This window comes from Glutamicibacter sp. FBE19 (assembly GCF_015524875.1).
Taxonomy (GTDB): Bacteria; Actinomycetota; Actinomycetes; order Actinomycetales; family Micrococcaceae; genus Glutamicibacter; species Glutamicibacter halophytocola.
Genome location: NZ_JACKQN010000008.1, coordinates 1 through 24,183, shown reverse-complemented (window position 1 = coordinate 24,183; position 24,183 = coordinate 1). Strand labels below are relative to the sequence as shown.

The 24,183-nt window shown below is 58.5% G+C and carries 15 protein-coding genes, 2 tRNA genes and 1 pseudogene; 11 read left to right on the top strand and 7 right to left on the bottom strand.

The features are described from left to right. Positions 1 to 2 precede the first annotated feature (2 nt). On the top strand, positions 3 to 1,310 hold the full coding sequence (hemL, locus tag H6F58_RS12835; protein WP_060702037.1) for a glutamate-1-semialdehyde 2,1-aminomutase: 1,308 nt from the start codon (positions 3 to 5) through the stop codon (positions 1,308 to 1,310). A 170-nt stretch (positions 1,311 to 1,480) separates the two neighbouring features. Here hemL and H6F58_RS12830 read toward each other — a convergent pair whose 3' ends face one another. The 4 genes from H6F58_RS12830 to H6F58_RS12815 all read right to left on the bottom strand — a co-directional run bounded on the left by H6F58_RS12830 (position 1,481) and on the right by H6F58_RS12815 (position 5,031). Continuing rightward, positions 1,481 to 2,329, bottom strand: coding sequence for a MetQ/NlpA family ABC transporter substrate-binding protein (locus H6F58_RS12830; RefSeq protein ID WP_171919419.1), 849 nt, complete (start codon positions 2,327 to 2,329; stop codon positions 1,481 to 1,483). Between the two features lie 112 nt (positions 2,330 to 2,441). Continuing rightward, the gene (locus H6F58_RS12825) at positions 2,442 to 3,107 is read right to left on the bottom strand and encodes a methionine ABC transporter permease (RefSeq protein ID WP_060702035.1); all 666 of its coding nucleotides are present in this window, start codon (positions 3,105 to 3,107) and stop codon (positions 2,442 to 2,444) included. A gap of 3 nt (positions 3,108 to 3,110) precedes the next feature. Next, positions 3,111 to 4,103, bottom strand: coding sequence for an ATP-binding cassette domain-containing protein (locus tag H6F58_RS12820; protein WP_060702034.1), 993 nt, complete (start codon positions 4,101 to 4,103; stop codon positions 3,111 to 3,113). Between the two features lie 244 nt (positions 4,104 to 4,347). Then, positions 4,348 to 5,031: a 3'-5' exonuclease gene (locus H6F58_RS12815; RefSeq protein ID WP_146275479.1), complete on the bottom strand. Its 684-nt coding sequence runs from the start codon at positions 5,029 to 5,031 to the stop codon at positions 4,348 to 4,350. Between the two features lie 88 nt (positions 5,032 to 5,119). Between H6F58_RS12815 and H6F58_RS12810 the strand changes: the two genes are divergently transcribed. The 3 genes from H6F58_RS12810 to H6F58_RS12800 are packed head-to-tail and all read left to right on the top strand — an operon-like array spanning position 5,120 to position 12,029. Beyond that, complete coding sequence (locus tag H6F58_RS12810; RefSeq protein ID WP_146275477.1) at positions 5,120 to 5,509, top strand: MGMT family protein; 390 nt, start codon at positions 5,120 to 5,122, stop codon at positions 5,507 to 5,509. Positions 5,510 to 5,511: 2 nt separating this feature from the next. Further along, positions 5,512 to 8,718 carry an ATP-dependent DNA helicase gene (locus tag H6F58_RS12805; RefSeq protein ID WP_206693684.1) on the top strand — a complete coding sequence of 1,069 codons (3,207 nt, stop codon included), beginning with the start codon at positions 5,512 to 5,514 and terminating at the stop codon, positions 8,716 to 8,718. Next, entirely contained in the window at positions 8,715 to 12,029 is a 3,315-nt protein-coding gene (locus H6F58_RS12800) for an ATP-dependent DNA helicase (RefSeq protein WP_195181904.1), read from the top strand. Before H6F58_RS12805 ends, H6F58_RS12800 begins: the two co-directional genes overlap by 4 nt. Before the next feature lie 31 nt (positions 12,030 to 12,060). On the opposite strand, the gene H6F58_RS12795 is transcribed toward H6F58_RS12800, so the two are convergent. After that, on the bottom strand, positions 12,061 to 13,401 hold the full coding sequence (locus H6F58_RS12795; RefSeq protein WP_244652587.1) for a phosphotransferase: 1,341 nt from the start codon (positions 13,399 to 13,401) through the stop codon (positions 12,061 to 12,063). A gap of 298 nt (positions 13,402 to 13,699) precedes the next feature. Between H6F58_RS12795 and nudC the strand changes: the two genes are divergently transcribed. From nudC to H6F58_RS12780, 3 genes are all read left to right on the top strand, one after another. After that, on the top strand, positions 13,700 to 14,512 hold the full coding sequence (gene nudC / locus H6F58_RS12790; RefSeq protein WP_171919910.1) for an NAD(+) diphosphatase: 813 nt from the start codon (positions 13,700 to 13,702) through the stop codon (positions 14,510 to 14,512). After that, complete coding sequence (locus tag H6F58_RS12785) at positions 14,509 to 16,632, top strand: ATP-dependent DNA helicase UvrD2 (protein WP_146275469.1); 2,124 nt, start codon at positions 14,509 to 14,511, stop codon at positions 16,630 to 16,632. The genes nudC and H6F58_RS12785 overlap by 4 nt, the downstream gene beginning before the upstream one ends. Positions 16,633 to 16,759: 127 nt before the next feature. Continuing rightward, entirely contained in the window at positions 16,760 to 17,368 is a 609-nt protein-coding gene (locus H6F58_RS12780; RefSeq protein WP_195181903.1) for a M48 family metallopeptidase, read from the top strand. Positions 17,369 to 17,433: 65 nt separating this feature from the next. Here H6F58_RS12780 and H6F58_RS12775 read toward each other — a convergent pair whose 3' ends face one another. Continuing rightward, positions 17,434 to 18,876, bottom strand: coding sequence for a zinc-dependent metalloprotease (locus H6F58_RS12775; protein WP_195181902.1), 1,443 nt, complete (start codon positions 18,874 to 18,876; stop codon positions 17,434 to 17,436). 181 nt (positions 18,877 to 19,057) lie between these two features. Here H6F58_RS12775 and H6F58_RS18425 point away from each other — a divergent pair, with 181 nt between their 5' ends. The 4 genes from H6F58_RS18425 to H6F58_RS12755 all read left to right on the top strand — a co-directional run bounded on the left by H6F58_RS18425 (position 19,058) and on the right by H6F58_RS12755 (position 23,855). Next, positions 19,058 to 20,176 (top strand): S16 family serine protease, encoded by a 1,119-nt coding sequence (locus H6F58_RS18425; RefSeq protein WP_195181901.1) that lies wholly within the window; start codon positions 19,058 to 19,060, stop codon positions 20,174 to 20,176. Positions 20,177 to 20,386: 210 nt separating this feature from the next. Next, a complete protein-coding gene (locus H6F58_RS12765) occupies positions 20,387 to 23,338 on the top strand; it encodes a UPF0182 family protein (protein WP_257745295.1) in 2,952 nt (983 codons plus the stop codon). A gap of 60 nt (positions 23,339 to 23,398) precedes the next feature. Continuing rightward, positions 23,399 to 23,472 (top strand) — tRNA-Met (locus tag H6F58_RS12760). Positions 23,473 to 23,781: 309 nt separating this feature from the next. Further along, a tRNA-Met gene (locus H6F58_RS12755) sits at positions 23,782 to 23,855 on the top strand. Between the two features lie 48 nt (positions 23,856 to 23,903). On the opposite strand, the pseudogene H6F58_RS17995 reads toward H6F58_RS12755, so the two are convergent. Continuing rightward, positions 23,904 to 24,183: pseudogene (locus tag H6F58_RS17995) on the bottom strand (IS481 family transposase); the annotation flags it as partial.

The window sequence follows — 24,183 nt, the reverse complement described above, 5'->3', positions numbered from 1 at the left end:
TGATGTCGAACTCTGAACAGCTCTTTGCCGAGGCCCGCGAGGTCATGCCCGGCGGCGTTAACTCCCCGGTACGCGCCTTCGGTTCTGTCGGCGGCGTTCCGCCATTCATGGTGGGGGCCAAGGGCGCCTACCTGACCGATGCCGACGGCAAGGAATATGTCGATCTGGTCTGCTCCTGGGGTCCGGCGCTGCTGGGCCATGCCCACCCGGAAATCCAGGCTGCCGTGCATGCCGCGGTAGATCGCGGCCTGTCCTTCGGAGCTTCCACGCCGGATGAGGCCAAGCTCGGCCAGCTGATCAAATCCCGCATGGGCGGTGTGGATCGAGTCCGCATGGTCTCCACCGGTACCGAAGCCACCATGACCGCTGTGCGCTTGGCTCGCGGCTACACCGGCCGCGACCTGATCATCAAGTTCTCCGGCTGCTACCACGGCCACCTTGATGGGCTGCTGGCTGATGCCGGTTCGGGTGTTGCCACCCTGGCATTGCCTGGTTCTGCAGGCGTCACCGCGGCCACGGCCGCCGAGACCTTGGTGCTGCCGTACAACGACCGTGCAGCCATCGAGGCCGCCTTCGCCGAGCATGGTGCCAACATTGCCGCAGTGATCACCGAGTCGGCCCCGTGCAACATGGGCGTAGTCACTCCAGAAGAGGGCTTTAACAAGTTCTTGAAGGAGACGACCAGCAAGCACGGCGCGCTGCTGATCCTCGATGAGGTGCTCACCGGCTTCCGTGCATCATCCTCCGGCTACTGGGGCCTGACTGGCAAGGTCGAGGACTGGACCGCAGATTTGTACACCTTCGGCAAGGTGATTGGCGGCGGCCTGCCAACGGCTGCCCTGGGCGGCCGCGCAGAGGTCATGGATTACCTGGCGCCACTGGGCCCGGTTTACCAGGCTGGTACCCTGTCCGGCAACCCGGTAGCGATGGCTGCCGGTATCGCCCAGCTGACCCATGCTACCGAAGACGTCTACGCCCACCTGGGGAAGCAGTCCGAGGCATTGCAGGCAGCGATCACCGAGTCCTTCAACGCAGCAGGCCTGGACCACTCCATCCAGCGTGCTGGCACCTTGTTCTCGGTGGCCTTCGGCACCTCCGCGAAGGGCGTGCACAACTACGCCGATGCGCAGGCGCAGGAAGGGTTCCGCTACGCTCCGTTCTTCCACTCCATGCTTGACTCCGGCATTTACCTGCCACCGAGCGTATTCGAGGCATGGTTCGTCTCTGCAGCGCACGATGATGCCGCGATGGAGAAGATCTTCGCCGCACTGCCTGCAGCCGCCAAGGCCGCAGCTGCTGCCAAGGCCTAAGCGCCATTACGCCCGGGGGCGGTGGGCACCAACTGATCATGGTGCCCACTGCCCCCGGTTTTTTTATGCCTTGCATCCACCGATGTACAACCCGGCACCAAACGAAACTGCCCGAGATCCATATGGATCTCGGGCAGTTGACAGTCGTGGCCCTGGGAGGACTGACAGGATTAGAACGCTGGGATGACGCTTCCGTCGGTCCAGGTCTTCTCGATGTAGGCGCGAACCTCATCCGAGTGCAGCAGCTCGTCAAGCTTCTTGATTGCTGGGGTCTCTTCGCCCTCGCGCCAGGTCAGGAAGTTGGCGTTAGGGTTGTTGTCGCCAGATTCCTGAGCCAGGATTTCGTCCTTGTTCAGCTTGGCCTGGACGATGAAATTGCCGTTGATCACGGCCACGCCGATGGAGTCGTCGCTCTTGTAGTACTGGACTACCTGCTCTGCGTTGGCATCCTTGAGCTTCAGGGACAGAGGGTTCTTTTCCTTGTCGTCCTGGACGGTGAGGATGGAATCATCGTCGGCAATGTTCTTCAGCAGGCCAGCGGCTTCCAGAACGCGCATGCCGCGGATCTGATTCACTGGGTCGTTGTTCAGCAGAACCGTGGTGCCCTCGGCGACGTCCTTTGGATCCTTGAAGGTCTTCGAGAAGGCGGTCATTGGCTCCACGTGGATACCAGCGCCGTGCGCGAACTTGTAGCCCTTTTCCTCGGTTTCGGTCTTCAGGTAGGCCTCGGTCTGGAAGTAGTTGGCGTCCAGGGTGCCCTCATTGAGCGAGGTGTTCGGGGTGACATAGTCGTCGATTTCCACGACGTCCAGGTCGATACCGGCATCCTTGGCCAGGTTCTCGTCAATGTAGTTCAGGATGTCGGACTGCGGGACGGGGCTGGCGCCGACCTTGATGGTGACCGGGTTTGCCGGGTCCAAAGTTGCAGTGGCGTCTGCCGATGGGTCGCTGCTGCCGCAGGCGGTCAGCGCGAACGCAGTGGCGATGCCGGTGATTGCAAGTGCGAGCTTTTTGCGCATAGCTTGTCTTCCTTTGGTTTCGAGCCGTGGGGCACGGTTGCGAGTGAGGTTTGCCGTGTCATGACATATTCCACGGCTCCACCGGCAGGACCGGTGGAAATCTAGAGTTGCCTTAGCGGTGGTCGACCTTGCGGGCGATGGCATCGCCGATGATCTGGACCAGTTGCACCAATACGACAATGATGATGATCGTCGCGAGCATGATCGGCATGTTGTAGCGGGTGTAGCCGTAGGTGTAGGCCATGCGGCCCAGGCCGCCACCACCCACCAGGCCGGCCATCGCGGAATAGCCGATCAGCGTCACCACGGTGGTGGTAACGGCGGCAATGATGCCGGGCATGGCCTCGGGCACGAGCACCTTGCGGATGGTCTGCATCTTGGTGGAACCCATGACCAATGCCGCATCAACCTTGCCAGTGGAGACATCGCGCAGTGCGGTCTCAACGAGGCGGGCGAAGAACGGGATGGTGCCGATGGTCAGCGAGACCGAGGCCGCAATGGGCCCCAGCGAAGCTCCAACCACCATCGCGGAGAACGGGATCAGGGCCACCATCAGAATGGCGAACGGTATCGAACGGGTGATGTTGACGATGATTGCTGAAAGCACGACGTTGAGCCAGCGGATGGGTGTCAGCCCGCCCTTGTCGGTGACGTGCAGCAGGATGCCCAGGATCAAGCCGATGACAACAGTGATAATTCCAGAGATGACTACCATCTGCAGGGTTTCAACTGTGGCGGTGCCCATGGCCTTGAGAACTGTTGGAGTGAAGAAATCCATGATCTACTTGGCTCCCTTCACGGTCACTGCGATTCCGGTGGAGGACAAGTGATTCACGATAGCTTCCAAATCAGCGTCCGCGGTCAGTTGCAGACGCAGGTGTGCATACTGCTGCTCACCTAGTTGTTCGACGGATCCGGCCAGGACGTTGACATCAGTGTTGAACTTGCGGGCCAAGGAGGATATCACTGGCTCGGTTGCCTGCTGGCCGGTGTAGAGCAGATCAAGGATCGGGCCTGAGCCTTCAGCGCGGGGCGCGTCGCCAGGAAGCGGAAGCAAAGTCGAAGCCAAGCGTCCCGAAGCGTTGGTAATGACGGCTTCGATGTCGCCATGCTCGACGATCTTTCCGCCTTCCAGCAGGGAAACGGAGTCGCAGGCCTGCTTCACCACGTGCATTTCGTGGGTGATGATCAGCACCGTGATGTTCAGGCGATCACGCAGCTTCTTGACCAGTTCAAGAATTTCGTCCGTGGTTTTCGGATCGAGAGCACTGGTTGGCTCATCGCACAGCAAAACATCCGGATCGGTGGTCAGTGCGCGGGCGATGCCAACACGTTGACGCTGACCGCCGGAAAGCTGTGAAGGGTACGCCTTGGCGAACTGTGAGAGGCCGACTAGTTCCAATAGCTCGGCGACCTTGCTGGCAACCTGGTCCTTCGGGGTGCCAACCAATTCCAACGGGTAGGCAACGTTCTGCTCGGTCGTACGCGAATCAAAAAGATTAGCGTGCTGGAACACCATGCCGATGCGACGACGAGCGTTGCGCAGCTCCTCGGAGCTGACATTAGTCAGTTCTTTTCCGTTGACGGATACGGTGCCGGAAGTCGGTTGGTCAAGCAAGGTCAAGCAACGAACAAGGGTGGACTTGCCAGCCCCGGAATGTCCGACGATGCCATGAATTTTCCCGGTGGGGACTTCAAGACTGACACCATCAAGAGCAACAACATCCTTGCTGCCCTGCTGGTAGACCTTGCGCAGGTCACTGACTGTGATCACTAGGCGTGTTCCTTTAGTTCTCATTGGGTACAGAGAGTACCCTCCATTGAACCATTATCGAACAAAATCGCCCGAATGGGTGTGAAAACCGGGTTAAAATTCTTAGCTGGGAGTCATCAAGCTGTCCGGCTCGAAGATTATTCTTCGATTTGTGACAGAACATGAACTATTGACTTCCGCGGAATCTCGCATCGGGGACCAGCCAAGTTGTGATATCAGGCACAGAGTCTTGCGTGCCTGTGACTTACGCCTCCATGATCGGCCATGCGCCGTCAACAACGGCATCTGGTTTCGTTTTCCGAAGGTAAGTTTGGAAGCTTTCAGCCTGCTCGCGCGCCCAGCCAATCTGCCAACCATGAAGTACTTGAGGATCCACCTGCAACTGCGGGTAGCGCTCTCCGATTTGCCGAGCGACGGCCACGCAGGCGATGGCATCGGCCAAGGAAGTATGCGCGTTTTCTAGGACGACGCCATAGAACTCGCACGCCGCCGCCAAGGTGCGCTTGCCTTTGCGGAACTTGTCGACCTGCTTGTCGATGATGAAGGGATCAATGACATTGCCCGGGAAGAACGGCGGCAGGTCGTACCTGAGTGCCTCGTGATAGAGCACTGAAAAATCGTAGGATGCGTTAAAAGCCACGATGGGCGATTGCTCAGAAGCGAACATCAGCAGCTGCAGAATTTCTTGAACCGACTGCTTGGCCGGGGCGCCCTCTGCTCTGGCCTTCTCGGTGGAGATCCCGTGCACTGCGGTAGCCGCCTCAGGAATCTCAACTTCCGGATTGACCAGCCACTCGCGGCGATTAACCACATTGCCTTGTTCGTCAAGCAGCACAACTGATGCGGTCACGATACGTGCAGTGGTGGTGTCGACGCCGGTAGTTTCCAAGTCAAAGCCAATTGCGAGGCCCTTGTGCCATTCATTCATGGGTACAACGCTACAGGCAGATCAAGATACTGCCACGGCCAGACGCGCCCGTTGTGGATCAAGGCCTGCTCCTTGGCAGAATAGGACCATGACAGATGCTGCAGCGCCAAGCCAGCTCGATTACGTTCAGGCCGTATATCAACTTGCCCAGCTGATTCCACCAGGTGCCGTGCTCAGCTATGGCGACATCGCCGAGCTCCTGGGCAGCGGCGGACCACGCCAGGTAGGCAAAGCCATGTCCGCTGCACCCAGCGGAACTCCCTGGTGGCGCGTGTTGCGGGCCGACGGAAATATTGCTGAACCGCTCCGTCCAAGAGCCAGCGAGCACTGGGATAGCGAACAACTCGCACAACCGGGTCGACGAGTAGACATGAAGAAGCTCCGCTGGAACCCCACGCCGTCGCAGTGGGAGAAAATCGATATCCTCAGGCTGTCACTGGGCAACCCCAAAATGTCCGAATTGGATGATGAACTATAACCATGGATGAAACGCGATATGAGGCACGGTCGGATGCGCAGGACATCGTGGATCAGCTTCGGACGATAAGTGGCCCGGTGCTTGTTGCCGGTGCGCCAGGAACCGGCAAGACGAATGCCCTCATCAACACGGCCGTCGCGCACCTGGACGCCGGACTGGATCCGCAGTCGCTGTTGATTATTGCCCCCACGCGCTTGACCGCCGCTTCCATTCGCGATGACTTGAGCCGCCGCGCCGAACGAACTTTCACCGAGCCCGTCGTGCGCACCTGGTCCGCCTACGCTTTTGACCTCATCCGCCGAGCTCGCGTAGAAGGGCTCTTGCCGTTCCTGGAAAGGCCGCCGCGGCTGCTGTCCGGGCCGGAGCAAGACACGCTCATCGGGAACCTGCTCGAAGGGCACGCCACGGGCCTGACCACTGGTCCGCAGTGGCCCAGCGAATTGGAATTGGCTATAGAAACTCGTGGTTTCCGCAAGGAGATCCGAGAATTCTTTGACCGTGTTTCCGAGCTGGGACTGGAACCAGCCGATATCGAGCAGCGTGGAGAAGAAGCTGCCAGGCCTGAATGGGTTGCCGCCGCCCATTTCTACCAGGAGTACCGCGACCTGCTGGACCTTGGCAGCGCGGAAGCCTTTGACCCTGCCGGGCTCATTACCCGTGCCGCCGAATTGCTTGAAGAGCACCCGGACTTCCTCCACGCCGAACAGGACCGTCTAGCCCTGGTCCTCGTTGATGATCTTCAAGAAGCAACGCTGTCACAACACCGGCTCTTGGCTCTCTTGGCCAAAGACCGGCCCATGGTGGCTTTCGCCGCACCGGATAGCGTGGTTCAGGGATTCCGAGGTGCCCGTACCGACGAACTGCATCGCTTCGCCCAGAATTACACGAGCACCACCGAAGCCACATTGCTTGAACTGGCCCATGGCTACCGGATGCCGCCACAGATCACCAAGGCGTGGGAACGGATCGTGCAACGAGTTCCTTTGGCCGCGGGACTGCGGGGAAGAACACTTGAGCCGCGGCAGGCGGGCAATGATGACGCATGCCAGGCACTCGCTTTTGAGAATTCAACGCTAGAAGAACGATTCATCGCCCAGCGCATCGTCCAGTTGAGCCTCTTTGAAAACCGGAGCCTTTCAGATATAGCCATCGTGGTTCGCAACGGATCGCAGGTTCGTTCCTATAGCCGATTCCTTGAAGGGCAGGGGATCGCCGTGCAAGTGCCACCGGCTGAAATCCCGCTCAAAGACGAGGGAGCCGTTCGCCCGCTGCTGGACCTTCTGGAATTGGCTTTCAACAACTCGGCAGCTGATGACCCGCTGCTGATGCAGAATCTGCTCCTATCCCGCTACGGCATGAGCACAGCACTGGAAATCCGGCGCTTGCGCCAGCTTTTGCGCCAGCATGAGGCGGCCCAGGGCGGCCGCCGCTCCAGCCAGGAACTTCTTGAAACTTGCCTGCGGGAACCCGAGCTGGCTCAAGACCTTGGCAAGCCGGCCTTTGGGCTGCAACGCCTGCTGAAAATGTATGGAGCCCTGAATGCCGAGCTTGCCAGTGGCACTGCTACCCCCGAGACCGCGCTCTGGGCCATGTGGGAAGCCTCCGGCCGGGCCCAAGCCTGGCGCGAGGAAGCGCTAGGCGCCGGAACGTCTGCGCGCCGGGCCGATCATGACTTGGATGCGGTGCTCTCGCTGTTCCAAGCGGCTGAACGCTTTGTTGACCAGCTGCCAGGTGCCAGCGTGCCCCAATTCATCGAGCACATTCTGAGTCAGGACTTGCCGATGGACTCCCTGGCCACCCGTGCCGCTGGCGGGCATATGGTGACCGTGCTGACCACGGCAGCTGCCGCAGGCAAGGAATGGCCCATCGTGTTCATTCCCGGTTTGCAAGAGGGATCGTGGCCCAATCTGCGCTTGCGCGGCGAACTGCTGGGCTCCAACGCGCTAGCTGACGTTGTCGAGCACGGCATCGGATTCCTGGCCACGCGCACGCCAACTCATCTGGTGCGCCAGATCAGGAACGACGAGCTGCGCAGTTTCAGCAACGCGGTGTCGCGAGCTTCCGAACAGCTGATCTGCACCGCAGTTGATAATGAAGACAGCCAGCCCTCGTCATTCCTGGATCTAGTTGATCCGCCCGGGCCCGAGGGCCGGGCAACTACTGCGGTGCCGCGCATACGCTCCTTGCCAACTCTTGTGGCGCAGCTGCGCAATACCGCCGAATCAAGCAAAGCCGCGCTGCTTGGCGCCATCCCGGTTGCCGAGGGATCCGACCCCGTCGGGCAGTATCGCGACGCGGTCAATGTCCTGGCCCGGCTGGCCACGTCACAGCAACCGGTGCGCGGTGCCCATCCGGAGCAGTGGTGGGGTTTGCTCCCGTTGTCTTCTACCGCACCGGTGGTTCCCGAGGACCAGCCACGACGAGTTTCACCGTCAAAGGTCGAGACGCTGGTCAAGTCCCCGCTGAATTGGTTTGTGCAAAGCGCCGGTGGCACGGCCGCGCATGACTTTGCAGCGTCCTTGGGCACACTGATTCACTCCATAGCAGAAGAGCACCCTGAAGCCAGCGGTTCCGAGTACCAGCGGATCCTGGAGCAGCGCTGGCCGGAACTGGAGAAATTGGATAACTGGGAAGGGCAGCGCGACTTTGACCGGGCGACCCTGATGCTCAAGAAGTTCGCCCAATACTGCATCGCCATGAGGCAAGAAGGCCGCGAACTGGTTGCCCGTGAAATGCCCTTCCAAATCGAGGTTCCCACCCCTGATGGAACGCAGGTCCAGCTGCGAGGCATTATTGACCGGGTCGAGGCCGACGCCAACGGCAGGGTCACCGTGGTGGACCTCAAAACAGGTTCCATGGCGCCAAGCAAAAGCGACACGCTGGAGCACCCCCAGCTGGGCGTCTACCAAACAGCCATCCAGCTAGGGGCGCTGCAGGAGAACCCGGACACCGCCGGACTTTCCGATCAGCCCGCCGGGGCATCGCTGGTCTACGTTGGCACCAATACCAAAAGCCCCACGATCAGGGAGCAACCGTCCCTGGCCGAGGACGACTGGGCGAAAACCCTCATTCTGGAGGCTGCCAGCCTCATGGGGCATAGCGAATTCATTACCCGCCACGTTGCCGGTTCCTCGGGGATTCTGGGCAACTGCACCTTGCCGGAAATCTGCCCACTTTGCGCCGAAGGACGACAGGTCACCGAACCATGAGCAGCATCAAATACAGCCCGCAAGAACTCTCGATAGCCCTGGGCGAGAAGTTCCCGCCCACCGAGCAGCAAGCCGAGATTGTTGCCGCTCCACTCGAGCCGATGCTCGTAATCGCCGGCGCCGGCTCTGGCAAAACCAAAACCATGGCGGACAAGGTCGTCTGGCTGGTAGCCAACCAGCTGGTGCGCCCCGAGCAGATCCTCGGCGTGACCTTTACCCGCAAGGCCGCCGGGGAGCTGTCGCTGCGAATCCGGGCCAAGATCGCACAACTGGTGGCCACCGGGCTGCTGAGCGAAGAGGATACCCGCGACTTCCTCGACCCAGCGGTGTCCACCTATCACTCCTATGCCAACACCCTGGTCCAGGACTACGGGCTTCGGCTCGGCCTGGAGGAAGACAGCGCCTTGCTCGGCGCGGCCCAATCGTGGCAGCTGGGGCATTCGGTACTGGAGAAATACACCGGGGACTACCAGCACCTCAACAGCGCGAGCAGCACCCTCATCGACGCCATCGTCTCCTTCAGTTCCGAAGCATCCGAGCACCTGGCCGTTGTCCCCGAAGCACATCAATGGATCGACGACCTGGTCCTGAAATTGCGGGCACTGCCCATGGATGCGGAGAAGGACAAGGCTCCCACGCAAGCAGCGCTGAAACTCATCGACAAGCTTGCCTCGAGGGCAACCATCGCCGAACTTGCCGAGGAATACGGGCGCGAGAAAAAGCGATTGGGAGTCATGGACTACGGCGACCTCGTCGCCCACGCCGCGAGGATCGCACAGGAAGTCCCTGCGGCCGCGCTCGCCGAACGCGCCAGCCACCAGGTGGTCTTGCTCGACGAATTCCAAGACACCTCCCATGCCCAGATGGTGTTGTTCTCGCAGCTCTATGGCCAAGGCCATCCGGTGACCGCGGTTGGCGATCCGAATCAATCGATCTACGGGTTCCGCGGGGCCAGTGCAGGCCAGCTGTTCAGGTTCCCGGAAACCTTTCCCATCGTCCGCGGCGAACAGCGCGAGATCGCCCACGTTAAGCACCTGACGATAGCCTGGCGCAATACCGTGAACGTGCTTGCCGCTGCCAACCAGATCACTGCCGGGGGAGCGGCCCATTCGGGGCCGGTCACCGTTAAGCCACTGGAACCTTCCGCCTTTGCCCAGCCGGGGCGCGTGGTGCTCAACCGCTGTGCCACGGTTCGCCAGGAAGCCGAGGCCATCGCTGACTTGATTGCCGCCGAGCAGCGGAACGATCCGCAGGCCGCGAAAACCAGCGCCGTGCTCTCGCGCAACCGCAGCCAGTTGAGCATCATGGGCGAGGTTCTTTCCGAGCGCGGCATGCGCTACCAGCTGGTGGGCCTATCCGGGCTGCTGAGCACTGCGGAGGTGGCCGATCTTGTTGCTTGCCTGCACGTGCTGGTGGATCCACTTCGATCAGACAAGCTGATGCGCCTGCTCTCCGGAGCACGATGGCGCATCGGCACTGCCGATCTCGCGGCATTCGCCGACTGGTCACGCCAGCTCGAACGGCGTCGCTCCCATGGGCTGAATTCCAAGGCAGCCGCGGCCGATGGCGGCCTTGACGCTGAAGTTGTCGAATCGGCCCGAGCAGAACTCAATGATGCGGCCAGCCTTATTGAAGCACTGGACTTCTTGCCATCCGAGGGCTGGAGCAGCTCCGATGGCCGAAGCTTGAGTGCAGAGGCCCGGCGCCGGCTCACAGCGCTCAAAGACGAGCTGGCCAGCCTGCGGCTCATGGCCAATGATGATCTGGAAACGCTGATCCGCGAAGTTGAACGGTCCATGAATCTCGATATCGAGGTTGCTGTTCGACCCTGGGTGGACCGCGATGCCTCGCGAGCCAACCTTGATGCCTTTGCCGACGTCGCCCGCGAGTACTGCCGCAACGCTCCGCGCGTTGAGCTGGCCGGCTTCCTGATGTGGCTGGAGCAAGCGGCCGAAAAGGAAAAGGGCTTGCCGCTTCCCAGCGAGGATGCTGATCCAGAAGCCGTGCAGCTGCTGACGGTCCACGCTTCAAAGGGCCTGGAGTGGGACACCGTCGCCGTCATGTCATTAAACGACGGGGTATTCCCCGGCTCGCAGTCCGACCGATGGACCAGCGGCGACAAGGCCCTGCCTTGGCCTTTGCGCGGCGACGCCAAAGATCTGCCACAGTGGGACACCGACCAGCCAGCGCTCAAGGAGCTATTGGAAGCTGAATCCCTGTTCAAGGATCACGTCGAGGACCACCACATTGCAGAGGAACGCCGATTGGCGTACGTTGCGGTCACGCGTGCCAAATCGCTGCTCATTTGCAGCAGCAGCATCTGGACCGCAACGCGAAGCAAACCCACCGAAGCGTCCGAGTTCTTCTCCGCGCTGCTGCCGCTGGCCCAGGGCCCTGGGGCAAAAGCTGAAATTGGACTCTGGGTAGAGGACGACGAGGCGCCAGAGCAGAACCCCAACCGGCTGACTCCTCTGGAAGCCTTGTGGCCCTACGACCCGCTGGAAGGCCCTCGGATCACTGGAGCAATCAAAAACAAGGAACTTGCGTATTCGCGACGCGCAGTGATCCAGGAAATCGCCGACGATGTGCTCAGCGCAGACCCCGGCAGCCAGCCGATAACCACCGAAGGCCAGCAATGGGCGGAAGAAGCGCACAAGCTTCTCGCTCAGCGTGCCTTCCTCGGCAATCGCGAACGAGCCGTTGAAGCACCAGAACATGTGCGTGCTTCGCTGTTTGTCGAATTGGCTGAGGACCCGGTGTCGGTACTGGAGAATCTTCGCCGTCCGGTGCCAAGGCGGCCTGGACTTGCTGCGCGACGCGGCACGGCCTTCCACGCGTGGATTGAGGAATTCTACGAAAAGACCTCGATGCTGGATCTGGGCGATCTTGTCGAGCCGGCCGACAGCTATCTTGATGAAGCCTTGGACCTGGAATCAATGAAGGAAGCATTCCTGGCCAGCGAATGGGCCCAGTTGCAACCAGCCTATGTGGAAGTTCCGTTGGAAACGCGCGTCGGCCCGGTGGCAGTGCGAGGCAGGATCGATGCAGTCTTCCAGATGGACGATGGCACATGGCTGCTGCTTGACTGGAAGACTGGAAGAGTCCCTCATGGCAAGGACTTGAAGAGCAAGCTTGTCCAGCTTGCGGTGTACCGGTTGGGATGGTCCCGGCTGCACTCAATTGCGCTGGAAGACATCAAGGCAGCTTTCTATTATGTTGCTGCCGGCGTGACGGTGCGTGCGGAGCACCTGTCGGATGAAGCCGAGCTGGAGCAGATGATATCGAGCGCCTTCGAACAGCTGGAAGGCTGAGGCAGCTGGCGCCGCAAAGCAACCCGGAGGGTTACTTTGCGGCGCCGTCCTGGTCTTCCTTGCGTTTCGCTGTGCCGGCTTCAGTCTTCGAGGCACTCGGCTCTTCTTGAGGCTTGGGCGCGGGCGGCTTTTCGCCGGACTCGATATTCGACTCGACCTTGGGCTTGGTGTCTTCTGCGCCCTTGCCTGCATGCGGAGCCAGCGAAGGCTCCACGTCATCGTCCGAGCCCTTGGCTGGCGCTTCGGGGCCCGCAGCCACAGCAGATGGCGAATTGCCCGAATCCGTTGCCTGGTCCGACAAGGCAGTGACCTTTGCCGTATTAATCCGGGGTGCGGTCGAACCCGCCGATGGAAGCGGGGCGGGCTTCGGTGCTACGGGAGTTTCCTTGTCCGCGTCGGATGGCTTGGGCCCTGGTGCGCTGCTCTGCGGAGCCAGGGGACGTGGCGCCTCGACGACTGACAGAGGCTGCCCGCCGAACTCGGCAATATTGTGGTCAAGCTCTTGGAGCATCTCATCAGCTTCGGCGATGCGCTGTGGATCCTTGGAGTCAAGCGACTTGACGAGCCACTGCGCCAGAGCGAATTCTGCGGCCAGCGCGGCACGGCGCATGATGTGTGGATCGGCGGCCTTGCCGCGGGCTTCGACATACGATTCAAAAACACGGTCCGTGAACTTCTGGTCTTCGATAGACGAGAGCCAGGCAAAATCATCTGCCGGGTCGCCAACATGCAAGTCGGTCCATCCCTTAACAGCAGTAATGCTTGAGTGAGAAATTTGCAGCTGCTCTTCATCGAAGTCGCCGTGCACTACGGATGCGTTAAACCGCCACAGCGCAACATCTTCCATGGCGTGCTCCCAGCGGCGCAACAGCCTGCTGGGCACCTTGCCGGTAGCCGCCGCGGTATCGAGTTCATTGAGCTTGCGCTGGCGTACTTCATCTGCGGTGTAGGTCGGCAGGCCGGCCACTTCCACAGCTTCATCTGGGATCTGGTGAATGGCCGCCATGCACTGGCCCAGCGCCTTGGCCAAGTTGCTGCCCTCGTCAACCAGCTCATCCAAGGCAGGAACGTGTCCTGGCATGTCCTTGTACACGAAGGTACGCAGTGAGCCCTGGCGGACAGTTCCCGCTACCGAAGGAAGAGCAAATGGCAGCGAGGCCCGAACTTTGGCCGAGAACGCGCGCAGGGCGGAAAGCTCCGCTTCCAATCGCATGCTTGCCTCATCGTGCCGCGGCGAGCGAACACGCCACCGGTGCTTGAGGGCGTCGACAATTAGTGCTGAATCAAAATCTTCTGCGTCGTCTGACAATGCCGCAAAACCAACCGGAGCTAATCCGGGTACGGCGGCGGTGGCAATTGCGGCGAGTTCCATGGCAGAGCGTTTCACATGTTCCACCGTATGCGAGATCGTGACCTTAGAGGCTGAATGACGCACAGAATATGGTGGGATTCACCGGCAATGTTCAGGCTTGACGTGAAAATTCGCCGAACGTGGCTATCCACACCCGGTTTGAAACAGGAGAGCGATGGGGCAAGTGCACTAAGTTAGAAGTATGGCTTTGGCAGAGAACTATCAAACTCCAATCACGGGACTACCTTTTGCGCAGTCGCTTATTTCGCGTCCGCTCACTGAACGGCCGAACCCGGAGTTGCTTGGCGAGAAACTTTCCATGAATTCCACCAAGGTCATGCTGATTTCCGATCTTGGCGCTGCCGCCTGCGGCATGGAACTGTACTTTGTGGACGGGCCCAGTTACGTGGCCCATGATTCTGATCGCCTGGTTTATCTCGGCACATCCGGCTCGAGCGATTACGTTTTGGCCATTGTCGACGCAGAAAACTATTCGAATGCGGATATTGAGCGCTGGATTTCTCTGCGTGAGGCCTTCACGTTCCTCTCCGAAGTCCAAGCCGAGCTGTTGGTTGAAGCACAGGCAATCTCCAACTGGATCCGCTCTGAACGATTCTGCCCGCAGTGTGGTTCGGAGGTCCGGTCCTCAACCTTTGGGTGGGGACAGCGCTGCGTTTTGAATGACCATGAGCTATTTCCCCGGACCGATCCTGCGATTATCGCATCGGTGATTGACCGCCACGACCGCATATTGCTGGGTGCCAACGCCACTTTTAGAACGCACATGTATTCGGTGCTCGCCGGCTTCGTCGAAGCAGGGGAGTCGCTGGAATCAGCGGTTCGGCGAGAAATCTTTGAAGAATCTGGTGTCCATGTAGGCGACGTGGCCTACCGCGGCTCCCAGCCTTGGCCATTGCCGCGTTCCCTGATGCTCGGTTTTGCGGCTGAAGCTATCAGCGAAGAATTGATTCCTGATGGGGCCGAGATCAAGGATCTGCGCTGGTTCAGCCGAGAGGATCTGCGTCTTGCCCTGGAATCAGGAACAATAGACATACCGCGTGGCGTTTCAATAGCACATGCGTTGATCCGTAGTTGGTACGGAGAACCCCTTCCGGAGGCCCTAAACAAGTGACAGAACACGATGCTCCACCAGTACAGGATTTGCTGGCGGGACTGGACGCTGAACAACGGCAAGCAGCTGAAACGCTCAGCGGTCCATTGTGTATTCTGGCCGGCGCAGGCACGGGTAAAACCCGGGCCATTACCCACCGTATTGCGCACGGAGTGCACACGGGTATTTACAATCCCTCGAGTGTTCTTGCATTGACCTTTACGACCCGTGCTGCCGCAGAAATGCGGACCCGTTTACGCCAGCTCGGTGCGCCGGGTGTTCAGACCAGAACCTTCCACGCGGCCGCGCTGCGCCAGCTGCAGTACTTTTGGCCGCAGGCCATTGGCGGTACTTTGCCAAATCTGGTTGAGCATAAGGCCCCGTTGATTGCAGAGGCTGCCCGCCGACTGCGTATTTCCAGCGACCGCGCCATGGTGCGTGATCTCGCGGCAGAAATTGAATGGGCCAAGGTGTCGATGCACACCCCGGAAAGCTATGCGAAAATCGCCCCAACTCGTGAGATGCCCAATGGCCTGGAGCCGGTAAGCATGGCGAGGATTTTCCAAACCTACGAAGAACTCAAAGATGACCGAGGGGTTATCGATTTCGAAGACGTGCTCCTGCTGACCATTGCCATTCTCGAAGACAACGAGAAGGTAGCTGCACATGTCCGCCAGCAATATCGTCACTTCGTTGTGGACGAATACCAGGATGTTTCTCCATTGCAACAACGGCTGCTCGATCTGTGGTTGGGGCAACGAAATGAATTGTGCGTTGTTGGTGATGCTTCGCAGACGATTTACTCGTTCACCGGTGCGCGCCCTGACTTCCTGCTGAACTTTGGTACGCGTTTTCCGGAAGCCAAGGTGGTCAAGCTCGTCCGGGACTACCGCTCCACCCCCGAAGTCGTGAACCTCGCCAACAAGGTGCTTTCGACTCGGCGAATTGAGTCCTCCGTTCCGGATCGAAACGTCACTTGGCCTGAGCCCCTGGAATTGATTGCACAACGCGACCATGGTCCAAACCCGGATTTCTTTGAAGCCAGGGACGATGAGAACGAGGCAGAGGAAGTTGCCCAGCGCATCAAGAAGCTGCGGGGAGAGGGGCAAGACATCTCTGAGATTGCCATTCTCTACCGCACAAACGGGCAGTCTCAGGCTTTCGAACAAGCGCTCGCCGCACATTCGATTCCGTATGTCATGCGCGGTGCAGAGCGGTTCTTCTCCCGCCGAGAAGTCAAAGAAGGAATGCTGGCCCTGCGGGCGGCCTTGAGCGTTGCTGCCGAAACCTCGGTGCCGCAATTAGTTCGAGACGTGCTTTCCTCGCATGGCTATTCGGCGAATGCTCCCAGCGGAGGTACCGGCGCCGTCCGGCAACGGTGGGAATCATTGTCCGCTCTGGTGCGCCTGGCTGATGAAGTCGTTGCATTCAAAATTGAGCAGGGCACTGAAGCGACCTTGCACGACGTGGTTAAGGAACTTGAAGATCGCGCAGCGATCCAGCATGCGCCCACGCTGGATGGCGTCACTTTGGCTTCATTCCACGCAGCCAAGGGCCTGGAATGGGATGCTGTGTTCCTCGTTGGACTCAGCGAGGGACTGGTACCCATTTCCTATGCCAAGGACCAGGCTGGTTTTGACGAAGAACGCCGCCTGCTCTATGTGGGCATTACCCGTGCTCGGAAGCATCTATTCCTGTCTTGGTCGCTAGCGCGCACTCCGGGCGGAAGGGCGCATCGCTACCCCTCTCGCTTCCTGGATGGGATCAAGTCAGTTCGCCAGGCTAGCAGCCGACAGCAAACTACCTATAAGAAACGTGAACACAAGCTAATTCCGGCCGTTTGTTCCAACTGCGGTTCGTTCTTGGCTAGTGCAAAAGAACGCAAGCTGAAGCGCTGCGCGTCCTGCCCAGCTGCCTATGATGAGGCCTTGTTCGATACCTTGCGCACCTGGCGATCCGAAGTGGCCCGCTCAAATTCGGTCCCGGCTTTCGTCATTTTCACTGACGCCACTCTGATGTCCATTGCTGAACATCAACCTGGCTCCAAACAGGGGCTATCGAAAATTGCGGGAGTCGGGCGCAGCAAGCTCGAACGCTATGGGGAAGCGGTACTAGCTGTTCTTGAATCCCACCGGGGATAGAAGTTGTTCACATGCCGCGTTGAGGTGGGCTGCTTGCCGACACCTCAGCCTTAACGTGGGGCTAGCTGCTCAAGCGCCAGCAAGCAGCATGAATCCGACTGACCATGTGTGTGAGGAGTACAGCTCAATGCCTGTTTCACCGAGTATTTTTGAATTCGTCGCCCATGACGATATTCCGGTGCGGGTCGTGCGTTCCACCAAGCGCCGAAAGACCATCTCTTCGCAGTGGCGCGACGAAACCTTGATTATCCAGGTTCCAGCCGCGCTTGATGAGAAAACTGAGCGTTCGTTCGTTGATGAGATGCTCAAAAAATTCCGGCAAAGTCGACAACGACGAAATGCCGGGCATACCGACACCGAGCTAGGACGCAGGGCCCACGAACTGGACCAGCACTTCTTTGACGGCTCGGCTTCGCCAACAACGGTGCGATGGGTTACCAACCAAAATAAGCGGTGGGGATCAGCTTCCTACCAGCAGAGAAGCATTAGGCTCTCGTCAAAGCTCCAGCAAATGCCCTCATGGGTCCGCGACTATGTCCTGGTTCATGAATTGGCCCATCTGGTAGCGCCACGTTCGGGACATGGGCCTGAATTTCAGAAATTGCTCAACAGATTTCCGCGGCGTTCGGAAGCGGATTTGTATCTTGAGGCTTTCCACGTTGGCTACAACTCTCATGCCAAGGAGCTAGGCGGGCCAATAGACGAGCTCGATGGTTTTGGCGAAGACGCCGAATAGTGGCAATTGAAACAGCGGTGGGGAGGAACGCAACTGCGTTCCTCCCCACTGCTTGGATCTGGTGATTATTTCTCTGGGTCTCCAGATGAATTCGGATCCGTCGGCTTTTCCGGGTCCGCGCCGTCATTCTCGGGATCAACATTGTCGAACCCACCGGACAGCAATTTTCCCAAGGCAACATCAAAGTCGTCGAATTCGGTATCCGCCAACTCGCGACGCTGAGTGAAAGTCGTCGGATCTTTGAGATCTTCATGCGTTGGCATGAGATCCGGGTGATCCCAGACGGCGTCGCGTCCATCGATGCCGCGCTCGTCGTTAAGGTGTTGCCAGAGGGCTGCTGCTTCACGCAGCTTTCGAGGGCGTAGCTCCAAGCCGACTAGCGAGGCAAAAGCTGACTCTGCGGGCCCGCCCGATGCTCTGCGCCGACGCATGGTCTCCCGCAGGTGCTCGGCAAACGGAAGATTCGCCGCTGCCAGGGACACTACGTGGTCGACCCAGCCTTCAATGAGAGCAAGGGTTAGCTCAAGGTTCTCGAGCGCCTTATCTTGTTCCGGCGTGCGCTGCGGGGCGAATAGTCCTTCACCCAGCATGGACTGCAGGGCTTCAGGATTTGAAGGGTCGATGTCGCGAACGGCTTCTTCAATTCGAGACATGTCGATGTGAATGCCGCGAGCATAGGATTCAACAGCGCCGATAAGCTTTGAACTCAGCCACGGAACACGATTGAACAGTCGTGCATGTGCATTCTCTCGAAGGATGACATAGAGCAGCACTTCCTGCTCTGGGATTTCCAGGCCCTCGCCAAACTTCGCCACGTTGGTGGCGATGATTCCGGGGGTGCTGCCGGCCAACGGAAGGCCAATGTCGGTGCCACCAAGAACATCCGTTGCCAATCCGCCAAGGGCGGTGCCCAGTTGCATGCCGAACATGCTGGCACCCAGATTGCGGAACATGCCATCGGAATTGCCGAGCATTCCCTTCATCTCTTCAGGGATTTGTTCTTTCATGGCGGCGGTGATCGCTGTTGCCACTGATTCGGCAACTGGCTCGGTGACCTGTTTCCAGGTTGCCAAGGTCTTGTCGTACCAGCGCTTGCGCGTCCACGCTTCGGTCACCAAGCCATTGGATTCGAAAGACGTTGAGTTATTCAGCCAAAGGTCGGCCAGGTTCGAAGCGTCGTTGATTGCGCTCTGACGTGATTCTGACACGGCTGGATCGTCGCTGGCGTACGCCTGAAGCGCGGTATCGGAGGCAAGCTTCCAGTTCACCGGACCCGATGAAGCATTGTTGCTCATCATGGCCGACATCATTGCTTGTGCCTGCTGCATTATCTTTTGCATCGCTTCGGGGTCACCCTGGGCGCCTAGCGCATCGCGAAGTTGCGGAGGAAGATTGTTGGGATCAAATCCGCCACCGAAGAGCTGACCAAACATGGCAGAAAAAGGATCCTGCTGATTGTTATCGTCGTCGTCGCCGTTGGGGCGGTTATTCGGGGGGTTCTGTGCCATGCCTTTAAAACTACCGTGCCTTGCAATTAGTTCCCATGAATCTGGGCGACAGTTCGCTTTCGGCACACTGAATACGCCTTCTTGCTGATGCCTTTAGAGCTCAAGCTTCAGTAGGCTAAGAGTGGTGAAGTTCGCAAGGACGGATCCGCATCTTTTTTGATAGTTGGCGGGAGCAAGATCAGTGCACGAACGGGAACCACAGGACTCGATGAAAGTGGTCGGCGAATTTGGCCGAGCACCCCAAGGTTCCAAAGCCATTAAACGAACCAGTGCTGGCGTTCTCGCACTGCTGCTCATTGGCGTCATGCTGTTCCTGCCGACAAACTTCATGATTCGTTCTCCCGGCCCAGTCTTCAACACCCTGGGCAAAGACGAGGACAACGGGAAAGACGTCATTTCGATTGAGGGGGACAAGACGTACCCCTCGCAGAGCGAATTAGACCTCTTGACCATTTATGTCCAAGGCGGAGGGCAGAACCGGGTCACGATTCCGGTAGTTCTTGAAGCATTGCTCAATCCTGCCAAGGACGTTGTGCCTGAAGAGACGATCATTTCTCGCAACACGTCAACGCAGCAACAAAATGAGCAGAACGATCAGATGATGACCTCATCCCAGGATCTGGCAATTGCCGCGGCACTTACAGAACTCGGCTATGACTTCAAAACTTGGCTTACCGTCGCGGACTTTTCGTCTGATGCCAACAGCAAGTCGTTGGAAAAGGGCGATCGCCTTCTGAAATACAACGGAAAAGAAATCGTCTCCCTGGACGAGCTGAAGAAGTCGCTCAATGCCAATGGGGAGAAGCCAGCAGAACTCACCGTTGGCCGCAAGGACAAGCAAGGCAACTACAAGGAAGTCGTTGTCCCAGTGACAACCGGCGAAGCCGACGGCGAACGCCAGCTGGGCATCTACCTGAGTACCGAACACAAGTTTCCCATAGACGTTCAATTTGGGCTGCAGAATGTGGGCGGGCCCAGCGCGGGAATGATGTTTGCCTTGGGCATTATTGATCGGCTGACCGAAGGCTCGTTGGCAGGAAATCACCATGTTGCAGGCACGGGGGAGATCTCGGCTGAAGGGAATGTTGGTCCGATCGGAGGCATAGCCCAGAAAATGGTTGCCGCGAAAAATGCGGGCGCGACCATTTTCCTGGCACCTGCGGACAACTGCAACGAGGTCGTGGGAAGAGTCCCCGAAGGGTTGAACGTCCTGAAGATATCAACGCTCTCACAAGCTCGGACAGCGCTGACAAAAATCGCGGACGGAGAAAGCCCAGCGGACTTCTCGACATGTGAATAGATTTAGCCCAGCGTCAGGGGAAGAATGTGACGCAGCAATCAAAGCTTGTACTCGCTCGTCTAAGAATTAGGTACACGAGTTCCTCCGATGGCAACAGCGGAGAGAACCCAAGGTAAGGAATAGATAGTGTCATACGGATCGGATAGTCCGTTCGGAGGCCCGCCAAGGCCTCGTGAACCGCAGAGGCCTGCCAGCCCATCTGGCAAGAAGGTGTCGCCACTGACATTGACCATCTTTGCGGTGGTTATTTTGGTCGCGGTCTTCGTTTTCTTGTCTAACTTTTATGCAGATATCCTCTGGTTTAACCAGCTGGGATTCTCGCAGGTCTACTGGACTGAACGCGTCGCCAAATTAATCATCTTCGCCATTGCCTTGGTGTTGATGGCTGTGCCTATGTGGTTCTCGATGCGCAGCGCCTACAAGCACCGGCCGGTATACGCGCCGAATGCGAATCAGCAAGATTCCATGTCCCGCTACCAATCTCAGCTGGAGCCTATTCGCCGTTTCCTCATGGTGGGCATTCCGCTGGTTGTCGGAATCTTTGCCGCCGTGGCAGTTGCCGGCCAGTGGCAGACCGTCCTGCTGTTCTTCAACCAGACGCCTTTCGGGAATAACGACCCCCAGTTCAACTTGGACTTGAGCTTCTTCATCTTCTCGTTGCCGTTTATCGCGCTCATTATCGGGTTCCTCGTTTCAGTGGTGCTCTTGAGCGGAGTTGCCGGATTGCTGACCCATTACCTCTACGGCGGCATTCGTGTCGAAGAACGTGGCGGCATCACCGTGGGCAAGGCAGCCCGGGTTCATACCGCTATCGTCGTTGCGGTCTTCCTGCTTCTGCAGGCAGCCAACTTCTGGATCGGCCAGTATGAGACGCTGACCGACCAGTCTGGACGTGTTGCAGGCGCCCTTTACAAGGATGTCCACGCAGTCATCCCTGCACGGATGATTCTGGCCATTATCGCCATCCTGATCGCAATCACCTTTGCCATTGCCGCGTTCAATGGGCGCTGGAGGATTCCCCTGATCGGTACGGCGATGCTGGTCGTCACGATGATCGTGGTCAGCGGTGTCTACCCATTCCTGGTGCAGCAGTACCAGGTAGTGCCTTCGCAGCGAGAACTTGAACGAGACTATATCGATCGAAACATCGAAATGACTCGCTTGGCCTATGGCCTGGATGATGTTGAAGTCACCGACTACGACGCCAAGATCTCCACCGAGAAAAATGCCCTGGCCGAGGAAACCGCAACCACTGCCAATATTCGCTTGTTGGACCCGAACCTGGTCTCCACCGCCTTCGCGCAGCTTCAGCAGTTCCGCGGGTACTATACGTTCCCCAAGAACTTGAACGTCGACCGCTACAAAATCGACGGCAAGGTAGAAGACACCGTGATCGCGGCACGTGAAGTGAACGTCGACCCGTCCGATACCTGGGTCAACCAGCACATCAACTACACGCACGGTTATGGACTTGTCGCTGCCTACGGCAATCGAGTTGCCGCTGGCGGCCGACCTGATTTCATGTTGGGCGGTATTCCAACCTCAGGTGACTTGATCAGCGACAAGGACTACGAGCCACGCATTTACTTTGGCGAGAACTCACCGGAGTACTCTGTTGTTGGTGGGCCGGATGAAGGCTGGACGGACCAGGAGCTTGACCGTCCCGGTACCGGCGGCGAGAACCAGGACACGCGCTACACCTTTACCGGTGAGGGCGGACCCAACGTTGGCAACATGTTCAACCGCTTGGTCTACGCCTTGAAGTTCGCTTCAACTGACCTTCTGCTCTCCCAGCAGGTCAATTCCGAATCGCAGATTCTCTACGACCGTGACCCCCGGGACCGCGTTAGCAAGGTAGCTCCATACCTGACTCTGGACTCCAGCGCATACCCAGCGATCGTTGATGGCCGTGTGCAATGGATCGTCGATGGCTACACTACCTCCAACGACTTTCCGTATTCGCAGCAAAAGCAGTTGGACTCGGCCGTTACCGACTCTCTGACTAATGCCCAGGACCTGTCCATGACCGGTCGGGTCAACTACTTGAGGAACTCGGTTAAGGCGACAGTTGACGCCTATGACGGATCGGTGAAGTTGTACGCCTGGGACACCGAGGATCCGATTTTGAAGTCGTGGCAGAAGGTCTTCCCGACCTCGTACAAGCCGTTGACGGATATGTCCGCTGATCTGATTGAGCACGTCCGCTACCCAGAGGACCTGTTCAAGGTGCAGCGTGAAGTGCTTACGACGTACCACGTGGATAACCCGGATGCTTTCTACGAGTCGAATGACGCCTGGGCCGTCCCTGACGACCCGACCTCGTCGACCGCCGGAGTCAAGCAGCCACCATATTTCATGTCGCTCAAGATGCCGACCCAGGACGAAGCCAGCTTCTCCCTGACCTCGACATTCATTCCCGCCGCAGCTTCCAACGGGCAACAGCGCAACGTCTTGTTCGGTTTCCTATCGGCATCAGCTGACGCTGGTTCAAAAGCCGGCGTGAAGTCCGAAGACTACGGCAAGCTCAGGCTGCTGGAACTGCCACGAGACACAGCAGTTCCAGGCCCAGGCCAGGCCCAGCAGAACTTCGACACGAATACACGCGTCACGCAGGAGCTGAACCTGCTGCGCCAGGGCGCCTCCGAGGTCAAGAACGGCAACTTGCTGTCCTTGCCTGTTGGAGGCGGTATCCTTTACGTCCAGCCTGTCTACGTCCAGTCCTCAGGCCAGACCAGCTACCCGACCCTGCGCAAGGTTCTGGTGTCCTTCGGTGACCAGGTTGGCTTCGCCGATACATTGGCTGAAGCACTGGACGAAGTATTTGGCGGCAACTCGGGTGCTGTAACCGGTGAAACAGAAGGTGTTTCACCGGGTGACAGCCCAGAGGGGGAAAAGGCACCAAGCCAGTCCAACGAACAGAAGCTGTCCACTGCCCTTTCTGATGCTAACGCGGCCATCAAGAAGGGTCAGGAAGCGCTGGCCAAGGGTGACTTCGCAGCTTACGGCGAGGCTCAGAAGCAGCTGCAGAATGCCTTGGACCGTGCTGTGGAAGCCGACGCGGCGATCAACGGGACCGAAGTTGACGGGGAAGTGAAGCTGGACGATAGCGGCTCCTCTGAGACTCCACAGCCTTCGGCACCCAGCGAAGGCTCCGAGGGGTAACAGGGAACGGGGCTCTCGATTTGCTTTCGCTCCGCGATGATGCAAGAATTGTCTAGTCATCGCGGGGTGGAGCAGTTCGGTAGCTCGCCGGGCTCATAACCCGGAGGTCAGAGGTTCAAATCCTCTCCCCGCCACGAAAGTCGAAAATGGAGATCCGCGAGGGTCTCCATTTTTGTATATCTGGACCAAATTTTGTATATCTGGACCAAATTGCGGCCTCGGTCCGGAATTGAATTGTGGTCGATTGCCACCGGTAATTGACGGTTTTAATCTGCCTGGGTTTGTCGAGATTAATTTTGTCGCGAGGGGCGATGAATTCCTAAGTCGGTTTCGGATCTGGGGTGGAGGGTTCCTTCGAGCCAAGGTCGAATGCGGCCTGCGATCAAGGTCACTTGGCTCGATTGGCTATTGAGTTCATCAGTTGGTAATGTTGTATTTACCGACGCGGGGTGGAGCAGTTCGGTAGCTCGCCGGGCTCATAACCCGGAGGTCAGAGGTTCAAATCCTCTCCCCGCCACAAAAGTGAAGGGTCGTAACATCATCTACAGATGAGTTACGACATGCTTTACAAATAGTTATCAGATTCCCTCGGCCATCGGCCGGGGGATTTCTGTTTGTCGGGCCAATAGAATTTGCTGGGATCGATAACGTGGCGGCTGAGCACTTCTGAGGTTTCTGCGTCCATCACCGTCACTTCTTCGGTGTCGATGAGCATCACGTTTTTCTTTCTCCTGTGTATTTTCCGCGCACCTACGTGACGCAGTCTTCCGTCGTGCCTCAGCGTTACTTGTCCGTCGCTGTCGATCCGGTCATGCCGGATGCGGAACTCGCGGTCACGAGTGATG